The organism is Burkholderia sp. AU33803, assembly GCF_002223095.1.
GTDB lineage: Bacteria > Pseudomonadota > Gammaproteobacteria > Burkholderiales > Burkholderiaceae > Burkholderia.
This window is the reverse complement of sequence record NZ_NKFJ01000005.1, coordinates 609,448-628,289: the sequence shown is the minus strand read 5'-3', so window position 1 is coordinate 628,289 and position 18,842 is coordinate 609,448. Positions and strand designations below refer to the sequence as shown.

Annotated in this window: 17 protein-coding genes and 1 pseudogene; 12 read left to right on the top strand and 6 right to left on the bottom strand. The window is 63.0% G+C overall.

All coding sequences use genetic code 11. The features are described 5' to 3' along the window. Positions 1-49 precede the first annotated feature (49 nt). The 5 genes and pseudogenes from CFB41_RS14730 to CFB41_RS38945 all read left to right on the top strand — a co-directional run. Positions 50-1,393: a DUF3100 domain-containing protein gene (locus CFB41_RS14730; protein WP_089456938.1), complete on the top strand. Its 1,344-nt coding sequence runs from the start codon at positions 50-52 to the stop codon at positions 1,391-1,393. A gap of 75 nt (positions 1,394-1,468) precedes the next feature. Next, a complete protein-coding gene (locus tag CFB41_RS14725) occupies positions 1,469-2,842 on the top strand; it encodes an L-serine ammonia-lyase (RefSeq protein WP_089456937.1) in 1,374 nt (457 codons plus the stop codon). Between the two features lie 90 nt (positions 2,843-2,932). Beyond that, positions 2,933-4,126 carry a M20 aminoacylase family protein gene (locus CFB41_RS14720; protein ID WP_089456936.1) on the top strand — a complete coding sequence of 398 codons (1,194 nt, stop codon included), beginning with the start codon at positions 2,933-2,935 and terminating at the stop codon, positions 4,124-4,126. A 23-nt stretch (positions 4,127-4,149) separates the two neighbouring features. After that, on the top strand, positions 4,150-5,352 hold the full coding sequence (locus CFB41_RS14715; protein WP_089456935.1) for an MFS transporter: 1,203 nt from the start codon (positions 4,150-4,152) through the stop codon (positions 5,350-5,352). Between the two features lie 127 nt (positions 5,353-5,479). Continuing rightward, positions 5,480-5,635, top strand: a pseudogene (locus tag CFB41_RS38945) (D-amino acid dehydrogenase); the annotation flags it as partial. A gap of 157 nt (positions 5,636-5,792) precedes the next feature. Here CFB41_RS38945 and CFB41_RS14710 read toward each other — a convergent pair. Both CFB41_RS14710 and CFB41_RS14705 read right to left on the bottom strand, forming a co-directional pair. Further along, positions 5,793-9,362 carry an AAA domain-containing protein gene (locus CFB41_RS14710; protein WP_089456934.1) on the bottom strand — a complete coding sequence of 1,190 codons (3,570 nt, stop codon included), beginning with the start codon at positions 9,360-9,362 and terminating at the stop codon, positions 5,793-5,795. 226 nt (positions 9,363-9,588) lie between these two features. Beyond that, on the bottom strand, positions 9,589-10,029 hold the full coding sequence (locus CFB41_RS14705; RefSeq protein WP_089457207.1) for an HNH endonuclease: 441 nt from the start codon (positions 10,027-10,029) through the stop codon (positions 9,589-9,591). On the opposite strand from CFB41_RS14705, the gene mug reads away from it, so the two are divergent. From mug to CFB41_RS14670, 7 genes are all read left to right on the top strand, one after another. Further along, on the top strand, positions 10,004-10,552 hold the full coding sequence (gene mug / locus CFB41_RS14700) for a G/U mismatch-specific DNA glycosylase (RefSeq protein ID WP_089456933.1): 549 nt from the start codon (positions 10,004-10,006) through the stop codon (positions 10,550-10,552). The genes CFB41_RS14705 and mug overlap by 26 nt on opposite strands. Then, entirely contained in the window at positions 10,539-11,162 is a 624-nt protein-coding gene (locus CFB41_RS14695; protein WP_089456932.1) for a DNA-3-methyladenine glycosylase, read from the top strand. The genes mug and CFB41_RS14695 overlap by 14 nt, the downstream gene beginning before the upstream one ends. A gap of 102 nt (positions 11,163-11,264) precedes the next feature. Beyond that, positions 11,265-12,029: a ParA family protein gene (locus tag CFB41_RS14690; RefSeq protein ID WP_089456931.1), complete on the top strand. Its 765-nt coding sequence runs from the start codon at positions 11,265-11,267 to the stop codon at positions 12,027-12,029. A gap of 500 nt (positions 12,030-12,529) precedes the next feature. After that, on the top strand, positions 12,530-13,114 hold the full coding sequence (gene phaP / locus CFB41_RS14685; protein WP_089456930.1) for a TIGR01841 family phasin: 585 nt from the start codon (positions 12,530-12,532) through the stop codon (positions 13,112-13,114). Positions 13,115-13,406: 292 nt separating this feature from the next. Beyond that, the gene (locus CFB41_RS14680) at positions 13,407-14,588 is read left to right on the top strand and encodes an acetyl-CoA C-acetyltransferase (RefSeq protein WP_089457206.1); all 1,182 of its coding nucleotides are present in this window, start codon (positions 13,407-13,409) and stop codon (positions 14,586-14,588) included. Between the two features lie 217 nt (positions 14,589-14,805). Beyond that, positions 14,806-15,549 carry an acetoacetyl-CoA reductase gene (gene phbB, locus CFB41_RS14675; protein WP_089456929.1) on the top strand — a complete coding sequence of 248 codons (744 nt, stop codon included), beginning with the start codon at positions 14,806-14,808 and terminating at the stop codon, positions 15,547-15,549. A 108-nt stretch (positions 15,550-15,657) separates the two neighbouring features. Beyond that, positions 15,658-15,864, top strand: coding sequence for a hypothetical protein (locus CFB41_RS14670; RefSeq protein ID WP_089441025.1), 207 nt, complete (start codon positions 15,658-15,660; stop codon positions 15,862-15,864). An 87-nt stretch (positions 15,865-15,951) separates the two neighbouring features. Here the strand turns inward: CFB41_RS14670 and CFB41_RS14665 are convergent, their stop codons facing one another. The 4 genes from CFB41_RS14665 to CFB41_RS14650 are packed head-to-tail and all read right to left on the bottom strand — an operon-like array spanning position 15,952 to position 18,827. Beyond that, the gene (locus tag CFB41_RS14665) at positions 15,952-16,299 is read right to left on the bottom strand and encodes a hypothetical protein (RefSeq protein WP_089456928.1); all 348 of its coding nucleotides are present in this window, start codon (positions 16,297-16,299) and stop codon (positions 15,952-15,954) included. Then, positions 16,283-16,792, bottom strand: a complete 510-nt coding sequence (locus tag CFB41_RS14660; protein ID WP_089456927.1) for a hotdog family protein — start codon at positions 16,790-16,792, stop codon at positions 16,283-16,285. The genes CFB41_RS14665 and CFB41_RS14660 overlap by 17 nt, the downstream gene beginning before the upstream one ends. After that, complete coding sequence (locus CFB41_RS14655) at positions 16,792-17,607, bottom strand: beta-ketoacyl synthase chain length factor (RefSeq protein WP_089456926.1); 816 nt, start codon at positions 17,605-17,607, stop codon at positions 16,792-16,794. Before CFB41_RS14655 ends, CFB41_RS14660 begins: the two co-directional genes overlap by 1 nt. A gap of 8 nt (positions 17,608-17,615) precedes the next feature. Next, a complete protein-coding gene (locus CFB41_RS14650; RefSeq protein WP_089456925.1) occupies positions 17,616-18,827 on the bottom strand; it encodes a beta-ketoacyl-[acyl-carrier-protein] synthase family protein in 1,212 nt (403 codons plus the stop codon). Positions 18,828-18,842 lie beyond the last annotated feature (15 nt).

The window sequence follows — 18,842 nt, the reverse complement described above, 5'->3', positions numbered from 1 at the left end:
AAATGGGCTCCCGCCAAATCAGGCGGGAGTCCAGACGGAGGAAGGGGATATGGAAACGGTGGTCAGTACGCGCGAGCATGGGGACACGGGACAAACAGCCGTCAAACTGTTTGTCTACGCCGCGGTGATTGTGGTCATCGCCGAATTGATCGGTTCGTTTACGTTCAAGATCGGTCCCGGAAAGGTGGTCCTGCTACCGATGATCTGGGCGCTATTGTTGGGCGCGGCACTTGGCCTGCTGAGCCAACGGTCGAAAAACGGCTTGAGTCTTGATGTCCCGACGCAGTTTTACGCAGCTGCGATCCTGCAACCGGCTCTTCTGCTTTTCATTGCGAAACTCGGCCTGATGATCGGAAGTGCGCTTCCGAAGCTCGCTGCCGCAGGTTGGGCGCTGGTGTTTCAGGAGTTTGGTCATTTTGTGGGAACGATCCTGCTCGGCCTGCCGCTGGCGCTCATGCTGGGCATCAAGCGCGAAGCCATCGGTGCAACATTCTCGGTTGGGCGCGAACCGAGTCTCGCGATCATCGGTGAGAAGTACGGGATGGATTCGGCCGAGGGACGCGGGGTGCTCGCCGAGTATCTGACCGGCACGATTTTCGGTGCGGTATTCATTGCGATTTTTGCGGGCTTCGTCGCGAGCCTGAACATCTTCGATCCGCTCGCACTTGCGATGGGATCCGGTGTCGGGTCGGGCAGCATGATGGCTGCGGCGTCGGGCGCGATCGCTGCTCAGCAGTCGCCTGAAGTCGCGAAATCGGTCCTTACGTTCGCGGCCGCGAGCAACCTCATCACGACGACGGTGGGGACCTACTTCACGTTGTTCATTTCGTTGCCGATGGCTATCTGGGGATATCGTCTCTTCGAACCGGTGATCGGTCGGACGACCCGTGCTTCCACCACGTCTGACGCGTCGGACAATACGCGCCCCAGGCTCGGCGACGTGGCAACGGAAGCGCCGACGCTGCAGTACGGCGGAAAGGCATTGGCATGGGGGGCTACCGCGGTGTTGTCGCTGGTGTGCGACTGGATTGCGCATGGCACCACTCCGCTCGAGGGTTTGCCTGGAATGGCGCTCATGGTGGTCGCGGTGGTTGCCGGCGATGCCCTGTGTACCCTCACTCGACGCAAGATTCCGGCGGTTTGCTGGGTATCGTTCATCGCGATGTTCCTCACCTCTCCATGGTGTCCGCTTGGAGCGCATTTCGCCGAGTTGAGCGCGAAGAACGACTTCCTCGGCGTGACCACTCCGATGCTGACCTTTGCCGGACTGTCGATCGCCAAGGACGTTCCCGCGTTCCGACGCCTTGGCTGGCGGATCGTGCTGGTCTCGTTCGTCGCAAATGCCGGGACCTTCCTGGGCGCGACGCTGGTGGCGCAGATCTTTCATATTTGAAGCGGCCATTCTTTCGACGACACCTGTCGGCTCGCTCGATGCGGCCGGCGGGCCACTACCCGCGAGCAAGAGTACATGTCAGTCAGCGTCTTTGATCTCTTCAAGATCGGTATCGGGCCGTCGAGTTCGCATACGGTCGGTCCGATGCGCGCCGCATTGATGTTCGTGCGTGCGATCGAGAGCGACGGCCGGCTCGAGGCAGTGAGCCGAATCCGGGCAGAGTTGTATGGTTCGTTGGGCGCGACCGGTAAGGGGCACGGCACCGATAAGGGCGTGATGCTCGGCTTGATGGGGCAGGCGCCCGACACGATCGATGCAGACGAAATCGACTCCATGCTTGGTGAGATATACGCATCCGGGGAACTGCGGCTGGCCGGGGTCAAGCGTATTCCGTTCTCGTCCAAGCGGGACATCGTGTTCTATCGACAAGCGCTGCCGGAGCACCCGAACGGCATGAAGCTTTTTGCGTTCGATGGAGACGGTGCAGTGGTGCGTCAGGGCGTCTACCTGTCGGTCGGTGGCGGGTTTGTCGTGACAGCCGAATCGGAGAACGACGGGGTGTTCGCGGTACCGGGTGAGGTCCCGTATCCGTTTTCAAACTCGAAGCAATTGCTCGAGCTCTGTGAACAGCATGGAAAATCCATTGCGGAACTGACGTATGCGAACGAACGTGTGTCGCGCTCGGAAGCCGAAATTCATCGCGAGCTGCGGCGCATCTGGTTCGTCATGCAGGCCTGTGTCGAACGGGGGTGCCGCACGGAGGGAAGTTTGCCCGGTCCGCTCGGCGTAAAGCGCCGCGCGGCGTCCTTGCATCGCAAGCTTACGGAGCGTGCGAGGAGCGACGGTGACGTGTCGCTGGCGGCAATGGACTGGCTCAATCTCTATGCGCTGGCGGTGAACGAAGAGAACGCCGGCGGCGGTCGCGTCGTGACGGCACCGACGAATGGCGCGGCGGGAATCATTCCAGCGGTATTGCACTACTACATGCAATTCGTTCCAGGGGCGAACCTGCAGGGCGTATTCGACTTTCTGTTGACCGGCGCTGCTATCGGCATGTTGTACAAGCTCAACGCGTCCATCTCCGGTGCGGAGGTCGGTTGCCAGGGCGAGGTCGGGGTGGCGTGTTCGATGGCTGCCGGCGGGTTGTGCGCGCTGCTCGGGGGAACGCCGAAGCAGGTCGAGCACGCGGCGGAGATCGGGATGGAACACAACCTCGGCCTGACTTGCGATCCATTCGGTGGCATGGTGCAGATACCCTGCATCGAGCGAAATGCAATGGGCGCCGTCAAGGCGGTCAATGCTGCCCGGATGGCCATGGATGGCGACGGGACACACTACGTGTCGTTGGACTCGGTCATCAAGACCATGCGACAGACCGGCGCCGACATGAAGACAAAGTACAAGGAAACATCTCGGGGCGGTCTGGCAGTCAACATCATCGAATGCTGACTATCCGAAATCAGATCGGATTCCCAATCGACGCGCGAGGCCCGGGACGTATTCCCTGCAAGCCATTTCTGAACTTGAAGAACCACGATCATGAACGTCATTGCAGAAATCAATGCGGAGTCGGACGCACTGAAAGCGATCCGGCGCGACATCCATGCGCATCCGGAGGTGGGCTATGACGTACATAGAACCGCTGAGCTCGTTGCATCCAGGCTCGAACAATGGGGGCTGAGTGTCGTGCGCGGTGTCGGTCGGACGGGGGTCGTTGGTACGTTGAAGCGCGGCACGAGCGCTCGCTCGATCGGATTGCGAGCCGACATGGACGCCCTCCCGATGCAGGAAGCGAACGAGTTCCCGCATCGCTCGACGGTACCCGGGGCCATGCACGCCTGCGGCCACGACGGACATACCGCGATGCTGCTCGGAGCAGCACGTCACCTGGCTCGATCGGGCGACTTCGATGGAACGGTGCATTTTATCTTCCAGCCGGCGGAGGAAGAGGGCGGTGGCGCCAATGCGATGATCGAAGACGGCCTGTTCGATCGGTTTCCGGTCGAAGCCGTTTTCGGCGTACACAACTGGCCCGGGATTCCGGCGGGTCATTTCGGTGTAAGACCCGGACCGATCATGGCGTCGACCAGTCTTTTCAAGATCAAGCTCACTGGGGCTGGGTGTCATGGAGCCATGCCGCACCTGGGCACGGATCCGGTGTTCGCGGCTGCGCAGATCCTGACCTCGTTGCAGAGCATCCTGACCCGAAACAAAAACCCGATCGAAGCGGCAGCACTGTCGGTCACGCAGATCCATGCAGGAGAAGCTCAGAACGTTGTGCCGACCGACGCATGGTTGGGAGGAACGGTTCGCACGTTTGCTGACGAAACGCTCGATCTCATCGAGAAGCGGATGCGCGCAATCGTGGCCGCAACTGCTGTTGGTTTCGATTGCCATGGCGAGATCGAGTTCGATCGAAACTATCCGCCGACGGTGAACGATCCGGCGCAGACAGCGATGGCCGTCGAGGTGATGCGTGAACTCGTTGGCGACGATGCAGTGAACGCGTCAATTCCTCCGACGATGGCCGCGGAAGATTTCTCGTTCATGTTGCGTGCGAAGCCGGGTTGTTATGCGTTTATCGGAAACGGGGCGGGGGACCATCGCGTGATCGGGCATGGCGGTGGACCTTGCCTGCTGCACAACGCTAGCTACGACTTCAATGACGATCTTCTTCCGGTCGGGTCGAGTTACTTCGTGCGGCTGGTCGAACGGTTCCTGCGGTGTATCTAACGTGTGAACAGAATCAATTGCACATGTCCAGATATACGGCGGTGGTGGTGACCACGATCGTCCAGGTTTGTACGGCATTTGCCGCACTGGCGATACCGAGCACCGCACCGCTCATGATTCACCAATTCGGCCCCGGTGCGCCCGGTGTAGGGACGTTTGTCTCGATCACTTACGCCGCGGCAGCCGTTGCATCGGTTGCGGCAGGCGGTCTGGTTCCGCAGCTTGGGCCGATTCGGCTCTGCCAGATTTCGCTGCTGGCGTGCGCAACTGGGCTTGCCATGGTTGGCGGAGGCACGCCCGTGTGGTTGGTCCTGGGAGCGATCGGCGTCGGCATTGGGTATGGGCCAGTCACGCCCGCGAGTTCGTACCTGCTCGCGGCAACGACATCACCCAAAAACAGACGATTCGTTTTCTCGCTCAAACAAACGGGCGTTCCCGCGGGAGCAGCGTTGGCAGGCGCAGTCATGCCGGTTGCTATGCTGTTCATGGGTTGGCGGGCGGCAGTGTGGCTCGTCGCAGCATGTTACGTGTGCATAGCGCTTGCAATGGATCCCGCGCGTCGATTGTTGGACGGCCAGATTGGCTTATCTGGCCACCGACGTTTCCATGTACTCGCGGCGTTGACCGCGATCTTCGCAAGAGCGGATCTACGACGACTGGGAATCACGGCGTTCGTGCTGGGCGGCGCGCAAATGTGTGCAAGCACATTCATCGTTTCCTACCTGCATGCGTCCTACGGCATGTCGCTGATTCATGGCGGGTTCCTGCTTTCCGTCACGAATGTTGCCGGGGTCTTGTTTCGCCTGATCTGGGGCGCAGCAGTCGATCGTGGCATCGGCTCCAGCAAGCTCCTCGCGTTTCTGGCGATACTTACCGGCCTCGCCAACTTTTCGATGGCGGACCCTGAAATGATGTCGCGCACCTTATCGGCATTCGGCACGTGCGTGGTTCTGGGGGCTGCCGCGATTGGCTGGAATGGCGTCCTGCTTGCGGAGATTCCGCAGGTCGTTCCTCAGGCAGAGGTCGGCATTGCAACATCGGGCTGCCTGTTTTTTAGTTTTGCGGGAGTTGTCGCTTTGCCGGCGCTGTTTGGCGCAGTGGAGCAGGCCAACGGGGGCTACGCTGCTTCGTGGATGTCGATTGGCGTCATGGCGCTGGTGCTGGGTGTGGCGCTTCTTGTTGCGAACGATGCGGCGTCCCGTCGAAGGTCTGTTGACGCGCAATAGCTTCGATTGATTATCGATGGAAAACAGAAATTGAAGCTGTCGTAAGCTCACTAGGATGGACGACTGGACTGGTGGCAGCGGCACCACGGAATGTGTTGGCAGTGCGGACATCCGATCGGGGATCTGAGAGAACTGCACGGCGGAGCGCCAAGCGGTGAACAAAGCGCCGATGGTTCGCCTGGCGGAGTACAGTCGGGACTGCTTGCAGGGACTGCGTGCCAACGCCAGGATCGAATACGAAGGCCGCACCGGCGACGCGCTGCAGGTGTTTCGGACGCTACATTAGCTCGACGGCGCGGCGAAGGATATTCTCGAATGCAGCTTCTTGCTTCACGAGACCTATCGCGGCTTGGGCCATCGCTTCAGCTTGCGCTAGCCACAGGATCGGACTCTTCAGGTCGTCACTTATGGGCGGAAGTGGTTGGGTCAATATCGATCCTTCAAGTTGTCATAGCCGCCTTGTGTGTGCGACTGTCTGCATACGGGGCCCTCGAAATTCTCCGCTGCAGCAAGCTTTTCCGCATGGCGAGAATTTCGGCCAGCAAATCCGGGCCTCGATAAAGCATTGACGTCTCGTGGCGCACGAACGGCCCGCTGCGCTGTGCACTGAACCAGTTGAACGAACCAATGCAGTAAACATCATCGTCTCCAATGACGAGCTTGCTATGGACTTGCCGCACAAAATTGACCGTGATTCCGGCATCGCGTAGGACTTTAGTGTCCGCAAGCAGACGAGCCTCTTTTCGGGCGCCGTCCTCTTTGAGAACGTCTCCGACATTGAGCTGAGGGTCTGTGAAAATCTCAACCTTCACGCCACGATCAACGGCCCTTTTCATCGCGTCGAACGCCCCGATTTCCTTTGTCCGGGCGAGGATAATCCAAGGGGTTACGATCTGAAAACTACTCTTGACCGCAGACAACGTTTGCAACAGGAACGCGTCATGGTCCGAGGCATCTCGCAGCTGGGACAAAATCGTGGTCCGTGTCTGAAGATCCGAGCGTTGTCGATGTTCGTATCGCAACGCGTTCGCCGGACTCTTGAACAGAAAGCTCGCGAGAACACCGCGGGGCTCTCCTCCCGTTACTGAATCAAACACGTCCATATCCCCGAAGACAATGAAGCTGTCCTTCGCGCGAGACACGGCTACGTTGAGCATGCTCGTACTCTTGTCGATGAAGCGACCATCCTCGTGCTTCGAGTACACGGATGAGAAGATAACGATGTGCCGCTCGGCGCCTTGCAGTGAGTGGACGGTACCTGTTGTCAGCATCCCCTCTGAACGCCCGGCCTTGATGCCGACTTTTGCACAGGCCGCCTCGATAGCCGCGACCTGCCCAGCAAATGGTGTGACGATCCCCACAATCTGGTGCAGCGGCACGCCGTACTTCGTTTCCAGCGCGTCGCGATTTGCGCACAGCCAGGAGGCAATGGTTTCCGCCTCGAGCACATTGCGGCGACTTCCAGCGGCCAACGTTTGGCAAATTCCATCGACGTGCAGGTACGCCATCGGCGGCAAACGGTCGGTCACCCCTTCAGAAGGTGTCGGTGCCGAACCACGACGAGGCAACAACTTGCCGTGGTAGCAAAGCTCGTTACTGAATTGGATGATTTCGTTGTAGCAACGACGGTGCTCGTATAGATAGAGGCCTCGGTCAAGTTCGGGGTCTGCGTGGTAGCGGGTCGCATTTTGTGCGACAAGCATCACGCTGCCGCTTGCGGCTGCCTTTCCGGTGCGGGCCAGCTCTTCGTACGTCGCGCTATTCTCGGCTCCGGTGAGCAAGCCCAGGTTCATCAGATTACCAAAATCAACTCGACGCGGAACGGACCAAATCGGCTCGATTTGCTGCGTATCGCCGATGACGAGGGCTTTGCGTGCCAAGGCGAATGATGCACCTCCGATTTCCGGAAGAACCTGACCTGCTTCATCGACAATTAGAAGGTCGATGAAGTTATACAAATAATCGGCGTCGAATTTACCGTCCCCGCGAACGTAGCTCAGCAAATAAGCTGGCAGCATTGCGAACGTCGATACCGCACAGGGGGTAATCATCATGCGTCGGCGGAGTCGGGGCATGAGGGTCGTCGGACCAGGATTTCTACTCTTTTTCTTTTCCAGTATCTTTGGCAACTGACTTTCTGTTTCGAGCAACCATCGGCCTTCCCAGTAGTGGGTAGTCAACATGAAAATCTGGAAACGGAGCTCCGTGTCGGCAACTGCGTCGCACTGTTCAATCGAGAGGTTTTCGAGGTCACGGGTGACGCCCACACCGCGCGCAGCCTCGCCGAAAGCCATCGATGCATTGTCTTGGGCAGAAATGAGATCTTCGCCTCGCTTAACCGCCTGCACTGCATCGTCACGAGCCCGGGTGCTCGCCCCAAGACGATCGTCGATGGAGCGCTCAATGGCCGGCAGTGTCGTTCCAAGGGACTCGCAGGGTTCGTCCGTTATTAAGGTTTTCAAATGCTCGCGTGCCTGCCGGAAGCGCTTTGCCGAAACCGGGGGCAACCATGAAAAGAATGCGTAGACCAGCGACTCCTGAGCTCGGTAGCTCTCCCATCCATCTTTCACCGCTCTCCATTGCAGGACGACAGCATTTTGAGCGCTGGCATGCTGGCGCCGTTTATCCAGTGCACTGTGAGGGTCATTACCGAGCTCGGCGACGGTTTGTGCTTTTGCCCCACACAGACGGTGCCAGCTTTCTTCAGCAGCACTCAATCTGTCGACTTTGGCCTTAAGCTCGGCATGTAGACGAGCGATTACGAGTGTTACGTCCGCAACGTCCGAATCGGGAAAAGCCGCCTTCGCACGCGACAGGAATTCGGATTTCGCGCGGTCCAAGTACTCCTGCGTTTCTAGATCGTCGAAAAAGGTGCTGGTCTGGTACTTCTCGGACGCTTCTGCTTCACGGCTCTTCGAAGGAAAGTACGAACCGAAGCTTCGGACATCCGGCAACCAACGGCCGCCGAGACGCTCATCCCCGTGGGAAAAGTCCTTTCCAAAGGCGTCGATAATGTTGGTGACAGCCTGATTGTTCGTTGATGCGGCGAAGATGACTGGAGGTTCAGATTCGTCCAGCGCGGCCTGGGCCCAGAGCGATGCCACTACGGAAAGGAGCAGCGTCGTCTTTCCCGTTCCGGGCGGGCCGTTAACGGCGAGAATTTCGCCGTCCTTCGAGGCAAGGACATGACACAGAGCTGCTCGTTGCGCGCCTGCCAGCGCGAACCGGTCGCTGGAGTGTCCAAGTCGCGAGGCGAATCGGTCATTCGCCGGAAGGCACGGTTCAATGCGCGTGGCGTCGACTCGCGCGTACGATTCGAAGAGCGGCGATTGTGGCCGCTTGTCTCGTATATGGTCATACAGACGTACGACATGCTGGGTCGCGCCGCCGATGACGCCCTGTTTTAGCACGAGCCCATGTTCGACCGGTAGAAACTGGCGTGTTTGGGAAACGAAGGTGCCGCAGACCGCTGCAAGCATGCCGTCGAGACCATCGCGGTATGCCTTCCAGCTATCGCGAAATTTTTCGAGTTGGGTTTCATCGCCGTCCATTACGTCGGCCGTCGAAATGCCGGGAACCTGGCCGTCGGTCAAAAAGCGGTCGAGGTCGTCAATCGACCCGATGTAGAACGAGCCGGCCTCGAGTGGCTGCAAGATGTCGCGTGGCACAACGGTAGTGGTCTTCGGCAAAAGACAGCCATCCCGCGACAGTAAAGCCTGCGTAACGAGCGGGGTGACAAATTCCGGTAGCTGAGTTGCCCGTTGCCCGTGCTCGCTCCTTACCGTGTATAGCAATGGTCGATAGACGACCCCGACGAACTGGGTTTTCTCGTCCTCCCCTGAAAAAAAATCTTTGACCGTTTCCTCATGCAAGATTCCAGATTTCGCCTCGTCGGGAAGCACGGGTCGATGTGCGCTGACTTCATCCTTTGTGAGGGTGCCTCGGCCCAACTCGGCATCAGCGAGTGAGTTTCGCCAATAAGCCGCAAAGGCAATCGATTTTTCGTGCATTTTTTAAAATCATAGGTTGGCTGGTCTAGCCGGAATTTATATGGCTTCAAGACAGGGTTTCATACTCGCGCGGTCCCGACAGCGCCTCGGCGCAAGCAAGTATATTTGGATTCTCAATGCTGCGTGAACGTCCTGCTGTACGGGACAATGGTTGCGTAAAATCTGTCAGAAATGGCAGGGAAGAGCGACCAATTCAACTTGGAAGCTAGTGTGCGGGGCTGGACGATTATTCCTGCCTTGGGGCGCCGTAATGTGCTTGACGATGGCAGTTCGGGCAGACAGCGACTGCGTTCTCCATGGTGCCTTCACCCCCAGCTGTTGGCTGAACAAGATGGTGGACTTCCAGATAGGGTCTACCATTCCGGCGTAGAAAGGGGGCGTCTCCGTGACAGATTTCGTATTTGCCATCTGCCCGATACAGAGCTTCCGCGACGACACCGGGGGCGCGCACGAACGCCTCGGTGGTTACGGTGATCTTTGCTGGCTTTCTCGGCGGGGGGCTAGGCGCTGGCGTCGTATGATCGGCAAGTCCGCATCCCGCATCACGATGGGCCCAAACGTCCGAGTCAAGCCAGTTGCTTGGCCCGGGTCTTCGGGCCGTGTTTTGTTTATGTCGATGTTCCTTGCGCGCGAGGCAAACCGTGGCTGACGAACTTCCCGACCTCATCGCTCCGCATCTCGACGTGCTGTTTTGCGGGATCAACCCGGGCCTGACCGCGGCCGCCATCGGGCATCACTTCGCCGGGAGAAGCAACCGCTTCTGGCGCGTGATCCATCTCGCGGGCTTCACGGCGGCGGAAATTTCGCCGCAGGACGATCGCGCGATTCTTCAATATGGCTGCGGCCTGACCGCAGTGGTGAAGCGGCCGACAGCGAGCGCCGATCAGCTTTCGCGCGCGGAATTCATCGCGGCGGCTGCCGAGTTCGACCAAAAGCTGGCGCGCTACGCGCCGCGTTTCGTCGCCTTTCTCGGCAAGGCGGCGTACTCCGCGCTTTCCGGGCAGCGAGCAATCGACTGGGGGCTGCAACCGGCCCTCATGCAGGGGGCGAGCGTCTGGGTGCTGCCCAATCCCAGCGGGAGAAACCTCGCGTTCGGCCTCGACGATCTGGTCGACGCATACCGTCAGCTTCGGCTGCAGGCGAAGGCCGTTTCCGGTCTCCAACTGGAGGGGCAGGATGCGGCGCGGTGAACCCGCGCCCCAGTGGCCGGGCACCGTGCTGCCCCGCGCATTCTTCGACCGAGTCGCCACCGACGTCGCCCCGCAACTGCTGAACAAGATCCTCGCGGCCGCCGACGGCCGGGCCGGGCGGATCGTCGAAGTGGAAGCCTATGCCGGCGCGATCGATCCGGCTGCGCATACCTACCGCGGCAAGACGCCGCGCAATGCGACGATGTTCGGGCCGCCTGGGCATCTGTATGTCTATTTCACGTATGGCATGCATTGGTGCTGCAACTGCGTGTGCGGCCCGGATGGCACGGGAACGGGCGTGCTGATCCGTGCGCTCGAGCCGCTGCACGGGCTCGAGCAGATGCGTGCGGCACGGCCGCCGCACACGCGCGATCGCGATTTGTGCCGGGGGCCGGCGCGGCTGACCCAGGCGATGGGGATCACCGGCGCGCACGACGGTGTCGACCTGATCGGTGCGCACGAAGGGTTCGCGATCGTCGACGATGGCATCGCGCCGCCCGCCGATCCGGCGAGCGGGCCGCGCATCGGCATTCGTGTCGGCACGGATCTGCCGTGGCGCTGGAGCGTGCCGGGCAACCTGTACGTATCGGGGCCGGTGACGCGCCGCTGAGACACCCCGTGCCGGAATGCGCACAATTCGACCTGCGTCACGCGACCGCCATTATTGACCGGCTAAGCTTGTCTTTTCGGCGTATTCGAGCGAGGAGACACCATGCGGCGGGTCGTATTCAACCAGAAGGGCGGCGTGGGCAAATCGACGATCGTCTGCAACCTGGCAGCGATCAGCGCGAGCGAAGGGCTGCGCACGCTCGTCATCGACCTCGATGCGCAGGCGAATTCCACGCGCTACCTGCTCGGCGACGCCGCAGCCGACGCGCAGCCAGGTGTCGCAGATTTCTTTGAAACCGCGCTGACCTTCAACTTCCGCCCGGTCGACGTCGCGTCGTTCATTCATCCGACCCCGTTCGAAGGGCTCGACGTGATGCCCGCGCATCCGGAGCTCGACACGCTGCACGGCAAGCTCGAGTCGCGCTACAAGATCTACAAGCTGCGCGATGCGCTGAACGAGCTCGACGCCTACGACGCCGTGTACATCGACACGCCGCCCGCGCTGAATTTCTATACACGCTCGGCGCTGATCGCGGTCGAGCGTTGCCTGATCCCGTTCGACTGCGACGATTTCTCGCGCCGTGCGCTGTATACGCTGCTCGAGAACGTGAAGGAAATCCAGCAGGACCACAACGCGGCGCTCGAGGTGGAAGGGATCGTCATCAACCAGTTCCAGCCGCGGGCGAGCCTGCCGCAGCGGCTGGTCGACGAACTCGTCGAAGAAGGGCTGCCGGTGCTTGCGTCGAGATTGTCGGCGTCGGTGAAGATCCGCGAGTCGCATCAGCAGTCCAAGCCGGTGATCCATTTGGAACCCGGGCACAAGCTCGCGCTGGAGTTTCTCGCGCTGCATCGCGAACTGGCCGGCTGATTCCGCATTTGCCTGACGATACCGCGGCCGCATCATGCGGCCGCTTTTTATTGCGACGGCAATTCATCCGATCATTGATTTCGTCATTAATAATCCCGAAAACGATTTCATAATAAATCCAGAAAAAACGATTACATAGGTGACCGCTCCATTTTCAATGTGCCCCGGTTTTCTAATAAACGGAATAATGGATTGGTAAATGTTGCGCGACGTCATGATCCGTTATCCTGTAACAAGGTAAAAATGCATTGCGGGACAGAATGATGCGCGGCCCCGTCTGCGATGTCGGCGCGCTACGGGTTCCAGCAGTCGTCCCGGATAGGAATAAGGGTTTATACCTAGCATTAATGCCATTTAATTGACAATTAATCGATCTAGAATGGGCTCCTTCACCTTCCCGCACTCAAATAAGTGACGGGTTGTCAATAAGGAAGCCCGCTGTCGATCCGGCTTCCAATTTCTTTACGTCGTCTCTCGCATTGCTAACAGGAGCGTGCCCGATGTCCGTATTTGCCCCCGAAAAAATCAACGCCGAATATCAATCCGGTATTGCAGCGTGGTTCGCGATTGCCCGTCCGGCGATCCAAGGTTTCGAGGCTGTCGTCGAACTCAACCTGCAAGCGGCCCGGACGGCGCTCGAGGAGTACGAGGACAAGCTGAAGAACGCATTCAACAGCAGCAACCCGGCCGCGGGTTTCGCGCAGCAGGTCGCCGCCCCGCAGGAAGCGGCCGGCAAGGCCGTGTCGTACGGCCGCCATCTGTTCGACATCGCGGTGTCGACGCAGTCCGAATGGGCGAAGGTCGCGCAAGCGCAATATGAACAGAACGACAAGCGCCTGAAGGAGGTGCTCGGCGAACTGTCGAAGCATGCGCCGGCCGGCTCGGCGCCGGTGGTGGCCGCGCTGAACTCGGCGCTGTCGGCGGCGACCGCCGCGGCCGATTCGGTTCGTGCCGCGACGGGCCAGGCGATCGAAGCCGCGCAGAGCGGTTTCGATGCGGTCAGCGAAACGGCCGCGCGAGGCGCGAAGCAAACGGCTGGCGCCGCTCGCAAGGACGCCGCGGCCGCACGCGAATCGGCTGCGTAATCGCGCAGCCACGCAAGCACGTGTCGCGCACGGGCGCGACACGATTGAGCGGCGCCGGATGGCGCCGGATGCCGCGTGTGCCGCGTGGAATCCGGCGAATGTCCGGTTTGCCGCAAGACGCCGGTGAACCGGCGAGCCGTACCGGTGTGCCGCCCGTTCGAACGGGTGCCGTGCGCCATACGACGGCGTGCGATCGCTATCGGGCCGAATGGCCCGGGAGGCGCGATCGCCAGCCGAGGCCGGCACGCGCCGGCGTCAGAACGACGAACTGATTTCGATGCAGGAAATGGACATGACGGATGTAGTGATCGTATCGGCCGCGCGGACCGCGGTCGGCAAATTCGGCGGTTCGCTTGCGAAGATTGCGGCGCCCGAGCTGGGCGCGACGGTGATCCGCGCGGTGCTGGAGCGTGCGGGCGTGAAGCCCGAGCAGGTCAGCGAAGTGATCATGGGCCAGGTGCTGACGGCCGGTTCCGGGCAGAACCCGGCGCGGCAGTCGCTGATCAAGGCCGGGCTGCCGACGGCAGTGCCGGGGATGACGATCAACAAGGTGTGCGGCTCCGGCCTGAAGGCCGTGATGCTGGCGGCGAACGCGATCGTCGCGGGTGATGCCGAGATCGTGATCGCGGGCGGCCAGGAGAACATGAGCGCGTCGCCGCACGTGCTGCCGGGCTCGCGCGACGGGTTCCGGATGGGCGACGCGAAGCTGGTCGACACGATGATCGTCGACGGCCTGTGGGACGTGTACAACCAGTACCACATGGGCATCACGGCGGAGAACGTCGCGAAGGAGTACGGGATCACGCGCGAGGAGCAGGACGCGTTCGCGGCGTTGTCGCAGAACAAGGCGGAAGCCGCGCAGAAGGCCGGCCGCTTAGACGATGAAATCGTGCCGGTGGCGATTCCGCAACGCAAGGGCGAGCCGCTGCAGTTCGCCACCGACGAATTCGTGCGTCACGGCGTGACGGCGGAGTCGCTGGCGGGGCTGAAGCCGGCGTTCTCGAAGGACGGCTCGGTGACGGCGGCGAACGCGTCGGGGCTGAACGACGGCGCGGCGGCGGTGCTGGTGATGTCGGCGCAGAAGGCGGCGGCACTCGGCCTGACGCCGCTGGCGCGGATCAAGGCGTACGCGAACGCGGGCGTGGATCCGAGCGTGATGGGGATGGGCCCGGTGCCGGCATCGCGCCGCTGCCTGGAGCGCGCGGGCTGGACGCCGGGCGACCTGGACCTGATGGAGATCAACGAGGCGTTCGCGGCGCAGGCGCTGGCGGTGCACAAGCAGATGGGCTGGGACACGTCGAAGGTGAACGTGAACGGCGGGGCGATCGCGATCGGCCACCCGATCGGCGCGTCGGGCTGCCGGATCCTGGTGACGCTGCTGCACGAGATGGCCAAGCGCGATGCGAAGCGCGGGCTGGCGTCGCTGTGCATCGGTGGCGGGATGGGGGTCGCGCTCGCGGTCGAGCGCGCCTGAGTAGAGTCTGACGACTCGTCCCGCGTGCGGCAGCGGCCAGCGTCGCACGCGGGCGAAGCGGTTCTCGCGCACGACAAGCAGTCAACAACACGCGCGAGGTGCAGGTGCGTGCCGCGCCCGCGACGCGGGCGGCTGCGCATCGAAGCGGTGGGGCGGCAGCATGAGCGACGCCGCCGCTCCGCCTTGATCGATTACTTTTTTGTCGGTAATTAATAGGATGACTAAGCGAATTGCAGTAGTGACTGGTGGCATGGGCGGCCTCGGCGAAGCGGTCAGCATCAGGTTGAACGACGCGGGCCACCGGGTAGTCGTCACGTATTCGCCGAACAACACCGGCGCGGGCCGCTGGCTGACCGAGATGCACGCGGCCGGCCGCGAGTTCCACGCATATCCGGTGGACGTGGCCGACCACGATTCGTGCCAGCAATGCATCGAGAAGATCACGCGGGACGTCGGCCCGGTCGACATTCTCGTGAACAACGCGGGCATCACGCGCGACATGACGCTGCGCAAGCTCGACAAGGTCAACTGGGACGCGGTGATCCGCACCAACCTCGATTCCGTGTTCAACATGACGAAGCCGGTCTGCGAAGGCATGGTCGAGCGCGGCTGGGGCCGCGTCGTCAACATCTCGTCGGTGAACGGCTCGAAGGGTTCGGTCGGCCAGACCAACTATGCGGCCGCGAAGGCCGGCATGCACGGTTTCACGAAGTCGCTCGCGCTCGAGATCGCGCGCAAGGGCGTGACGGTGAACACGGTGTCGCCGGGCTACCTCGCGACGAAGATGGTCACGGCGATCCCGCAGGACATCCTCGACTCGAAGATCCTCCCGCAGATTCCGGCGGGCCGGCTCGGCAAGCCCGAGGAAGTCGCGGCGCTGGTGGCTTACCTGTGCTCGGAGGAGGCCGGCTTCGTGACGGGCTCCAACATCGCGATCAACGGCGGCCAGCACATGCATTGACGCGGGGCGGCCCGGCGGTGTGCGCGCACCTGCCGGGCCGCGTTCCGCGCGATCCAGTGCCGGGGCGGCGGCAGGCGCGCCGCTTCGGCTTCGCATTCCGGAGAAGGCATGGGCGATACCTGGATGGGACTCGTAATCGGCGGCACGGCACTGGCCGTCGCGCTGACGATGGCAGTCTCGCTCTACTGGCTCGAGCGGCGCCGTGCGCGGCTGCTGCGGAACTTCGATCATCGCGATTGTTCGCTCGTCGCGTACGGCAGGTGCTTCGCACGCGTGCGGACCCGGCCGGCACGCCGCCTGCGCGGCGCGCGTTGACGGCGGCATCGCGGCAGTGACGCGTCACGCTTGACGAGCGGTCGTGCATCGCGCGCATGCCTGCGGGGATGCGCGCGATGCCCTTGATCAATCGTTCTTTTCGCTCTTCCCGCCCGACTCGCCCGAGTCGTTCTTGTGGAAGATCCGCTTCGTCGTGCGCTTGGTGGCATCCCAGCCTTCGCGCGACGCGTGTGCGACCCCGTGCCCGACCGCCTTCGCGGCGCTCGCGGTCGCGTGGCCGAAGCTGCGGGCCGCCTCGCCGGTCTTGTGCGCGGCTTCCTTCGAATCGCGCTTGATGTCCTGCTTCACTTCCGACATGTCCGCGTGCGCGATCGGGCTGATCAGCGCCAGCACGAGCGCGGTGCCAATGAACTGACGAACTTTCACGACCTGGTTTCCTTCTCTTGGGTAAGCGGCTTCATCGAGGATTCGCATCGCCGGCCGGCGCCGCGCCTGAGCGAAGCGCGCCGGCGGCCGACGCGTCGAGCATCACCGCAGCGCGGCCGGACAGCAGCACGCGATCGCCGCAGCGCAGCGCGAAGCCGTACAGCACCGAACGGGCGTTACCGCTCACGCGTTCCGCTTCGACGACGAGCGGCTGCGCGAACGTGTCGAGCCGGTCGACGAACGCGTCGATGTTGCGCACGCTCGCCAGATAGCCGACGCGCGGGCGCGCTTCGTGCGCACCGAGCAGCGCGCCGTGCACGGCCATCGCCTGCGCCGCGTATTCGATCCCGCAGACGGCGGCAAGCCGGCCGTGCGCGCGCAGCGGGTTGTGCGGATCGCAGTGGCTCGTCGCGGTGCAGCGGATGCGAGCGGCATCCCACGCATCGACCGTATCGAGCACGCACATCGCGCCGCCGTGCGGAATGTGCGCGGCGATCCACGTGTGGTCGAGCGGCGGTGCGAGCGGGATGGTCGCGGTCATCACGCGCGCTCCGCGAACGTATCCGGCATCGCGACGTCGACCTGCACGCGCGTATCGGCCAGGTAGTCGAGCACGACACGCGTCGAACGCCGCCCGGCGATGGCGTCGAGCAGCGGCAGCACGCGCGCGGCCGGATTGCCGGCGCGCAGTGCGTCGAGTTCGGCGATCGCGAGCGGCGTGGCGGGTGCGTCGGCGAGCTGGACGTCGATGCGGGCGAGCGCGCGCTCGCTTGCTTCCGGCGCAAGCACGAGTGCCACGCCGAATGCGTCGCCGATCGGGCGCACCGCACGCAGCGGTTCCGGATAGTCGGTGTCGTACGCGATCAGCAGCGTCGGCACGCGATCGACGACGACCTGGCACAGGCTTTCCAGCAGGCCCGCGGCCAAGCTGCCGTCGTGCGCACAAAGCACATTCGACGTCGCCATCGCGCGGGTCGCGATGCTCCAGTAGCCGGCCGGTGCGTTGTGCACGGAGTTGTGGAAGCGCGTCGGCGACAGCTGACGATCGTCGCCGGCCAGCGTCTCGCAGATCGCGTGGCAATTCTGGCCGTCGCCGCCCGACGCGCTGAACACGGTTGCGAGCGTCGCGGCGTCGCGTCCGCTCGCGGCCACCGCTTCGTGGCCGGCCGCGAGCGCCACGCGCACGACGGGGCCGGTTCGGCGCCGCTCGGCCGACGGCAGGCCGGCCGGCGGCGGCAGCTCGGTACGGGCCGGCGCATACGGCACGCGGCCCGCGAGCACGTCGGCCGCGTGCGGCCAGTCGATCAGTCCGGGCCCGATGAGGCCGATGCTCTCGATGAAGGCGGTGAGTGTCATGGCGGGCCTCAACGGCGGGCATGGTCGGCGCGGCCGAGGATCAGGCTGCAATTCGTGCCGCCGAAGCCGAACGAATTGGACAGGACGGCGCGCACGCGCGTCGCGCGGCTCGCGAGCACATAGTCGGCGGCGAGTGCCGGGTCGGGCTGTGTCGTGTTGACGCCGGCCGGCACGAACTGCTCGCGCAGCGCGAGCGCGGCGACGACGGCCTCGAGCGCACCCGCCGCGCCGAGCGTATGGCCGGTCGCGCCCTTCGTCGAGCTGCACGGCGTGCTGGCGAACAGCGCGCCGATCGCACGGCTTTCGGCCGCATCGTTGCTCGGCGTCGCGGTGCCGTGCAGGTTCACGTAGTCGATGTCGGTTGCGCCCAGGCCGGCGGATGCAAGCGCCTGCTCGATCGCGACGCGCGCGCCGAGCCCGTCCGGATGCGGCGACGACATGTGATGCGCGTCGCTCGATTCGCCGATGCCGAGCAGCAGGATCGCATCGGCGTCGAGTGCGGCGGGCGGGTCGGGCATGCGTTCGACGAGCGCGAACGCGGCGGCCTCGCCGATCGAGATGCCGTCGCGCGCGACGTCGAACGGCCGGCACGGCTGGCGCGACAGCAGCTCGAGCGAATTGAAGCCGTACAGCGTCGTCAGGCACAACGAATCGACGCCGCCGACGACCGCCGCGTCGATCAAGCCCGCCTCGATCATGCGGCGCGCGGAGCCGAACACTTTCGCGCCGGACGAGCACGCGGACGAGATCGCCATCGCCGGCCCGCGCAGCGCGAAGAACGCGCGCACGAACGCGGCCGGCGAATACGGGTTGTGCGTCTGCGCGTAGCGGAAGCCGGCGGGCAGCGCGCCGCTCGTCGGATCGCGGCGCTGGTATGCGTGTTCGGTCTCGAGGATGCCGGCCGTGCTCGTGCCGATGAACACGCCGACGCGCGCCGCACCGTAGCGCGCCACGGCCGCCGCGACGCGTGCGTCGAAGCCGTCCTGCGTGAGGCCGAGTTGCGCGAGGCGGTTGTTGCGGCACGCGAAGTCGGCGAGGTCGGCCCGCACGGGCTGCGCATCGACGCCGCCCACCGCGCCGATCCACGTGTCGAGATCCGCCCGTTCGAAGTCGCAGGGCTGGAGCCCGCCGCGCGCGTCGCGCAGCGCATCGAGGGTCGCATCGAGGCCGCGACCGATGCAGCTGGTGGTGGTGAAGTGCGAGAGCAGGAGAGGTTTCACGAGGGTCGCATCCGG

Bases quoted from the DNA above. Each gene is read 5' to 3' on its own strand.
- CFB41_RS14725 (WP_089456937.1), top strand. From the start codon at position 1,469: ATGTCAGTCAGCGTCTTTGATCTCTTCAAGATCGGTATCGGGCCGTCG.
- CFB41_RS14705 (WP_089457207.1), bottom strand. From the start codon at position 10,029: ATGAGGTCGGGAAGTTCGTCAGCCACGGTTTGCCTCGCGCGCAAGGAA.
- CFB41_RS14690 (WP_089456931.1), top strand. From the start codon at position 11,265: ATGCGGCGGGTCGTATTCAACCAGAAGGGCGGCGTGGGCAAATCGACG.
- CFB41_RS14660 (WP_089456927.1), bottom strand. From the start codon at position 16,792: ATGACCGCGACCATCCCGCTCGCACCGCCGCTCGACCACACGTGGATC.
- CFB41_RS14720 (WP_089456936.1), top strand. From the start codon at position 2,933: ATGAACGTCATTGCAGAAATCAATGCGGAGTCGGACGCACTGAAAGCG.
- CFB41_RS14695 (WP_089456932.1), top strand. From the start codon at position 10,539: ATGCGGCGCGGTGAACCCGCGCCCCAGTGGCCGGGCACCGTGCTGCCC.
- CFB41_RS14665 (WP_089456928.1), bottom strand. From the start codon at position 16,299: ATGCGAATCCTCGATGAAGCCGCTTACCCAAGAGAAGGAAACCAGGTC.
- phaP (WP_089456930.1), top strand. From the start codon at position 12,530: ATGTCCGTATTTGCCCCCGAAAAAATCAACGCCGAATATCAATCCGGT.
- CFB41_RS14730 (WP_089456938.1), top strand. From the start codon at position 50: ATGGAAACGGTGGTCAGTACGCGCGAGCATGGGGACACGGGACAAACA.
- phbB (WP_089456929.1), top strand. From the start codon at position 14,806: ATGACTAAGCGAATTGCAGTAGTGACTGGTGGCATGGGCGGCCTCGGC.
- CFB41_RS14655 (WP_089456926.1), bottom strand. From the start codon at position 17,607: ATGACACTCACCGCCTTCATCGAGAGCATCGGCCTCATCGGGCCCGGA.
- CFB41_RS14680 (WP_089457206.1), top strand. From the start codon at position 13,407: ATGACGGATGTAGTGATCGTATCGGCCGCGCGGACCGCGGTCGGCAAA.
- CFB41_RS14715 (WP_089456935.1), top strand. From the start codon at position 4,150: ATGTCCAGATATACGGCGGTGGTGGTGACCACGATCGTCCAGGTTTGT.
- CFB41_RS14670 (WP_089441025.1), top strand. From the start codon at position 15,658: ATGGGCGATACCTGGATGGGACTCGTAATCGGCGGCACGGCACTGGCC.
- CFB41_RS14710 (WP_089456934.1), bottom strand. From the start codon at position 9,362: ATGCACGAAAAATCGATTGCCTTTGCGGCTTATTGGCGAAACTCACTC.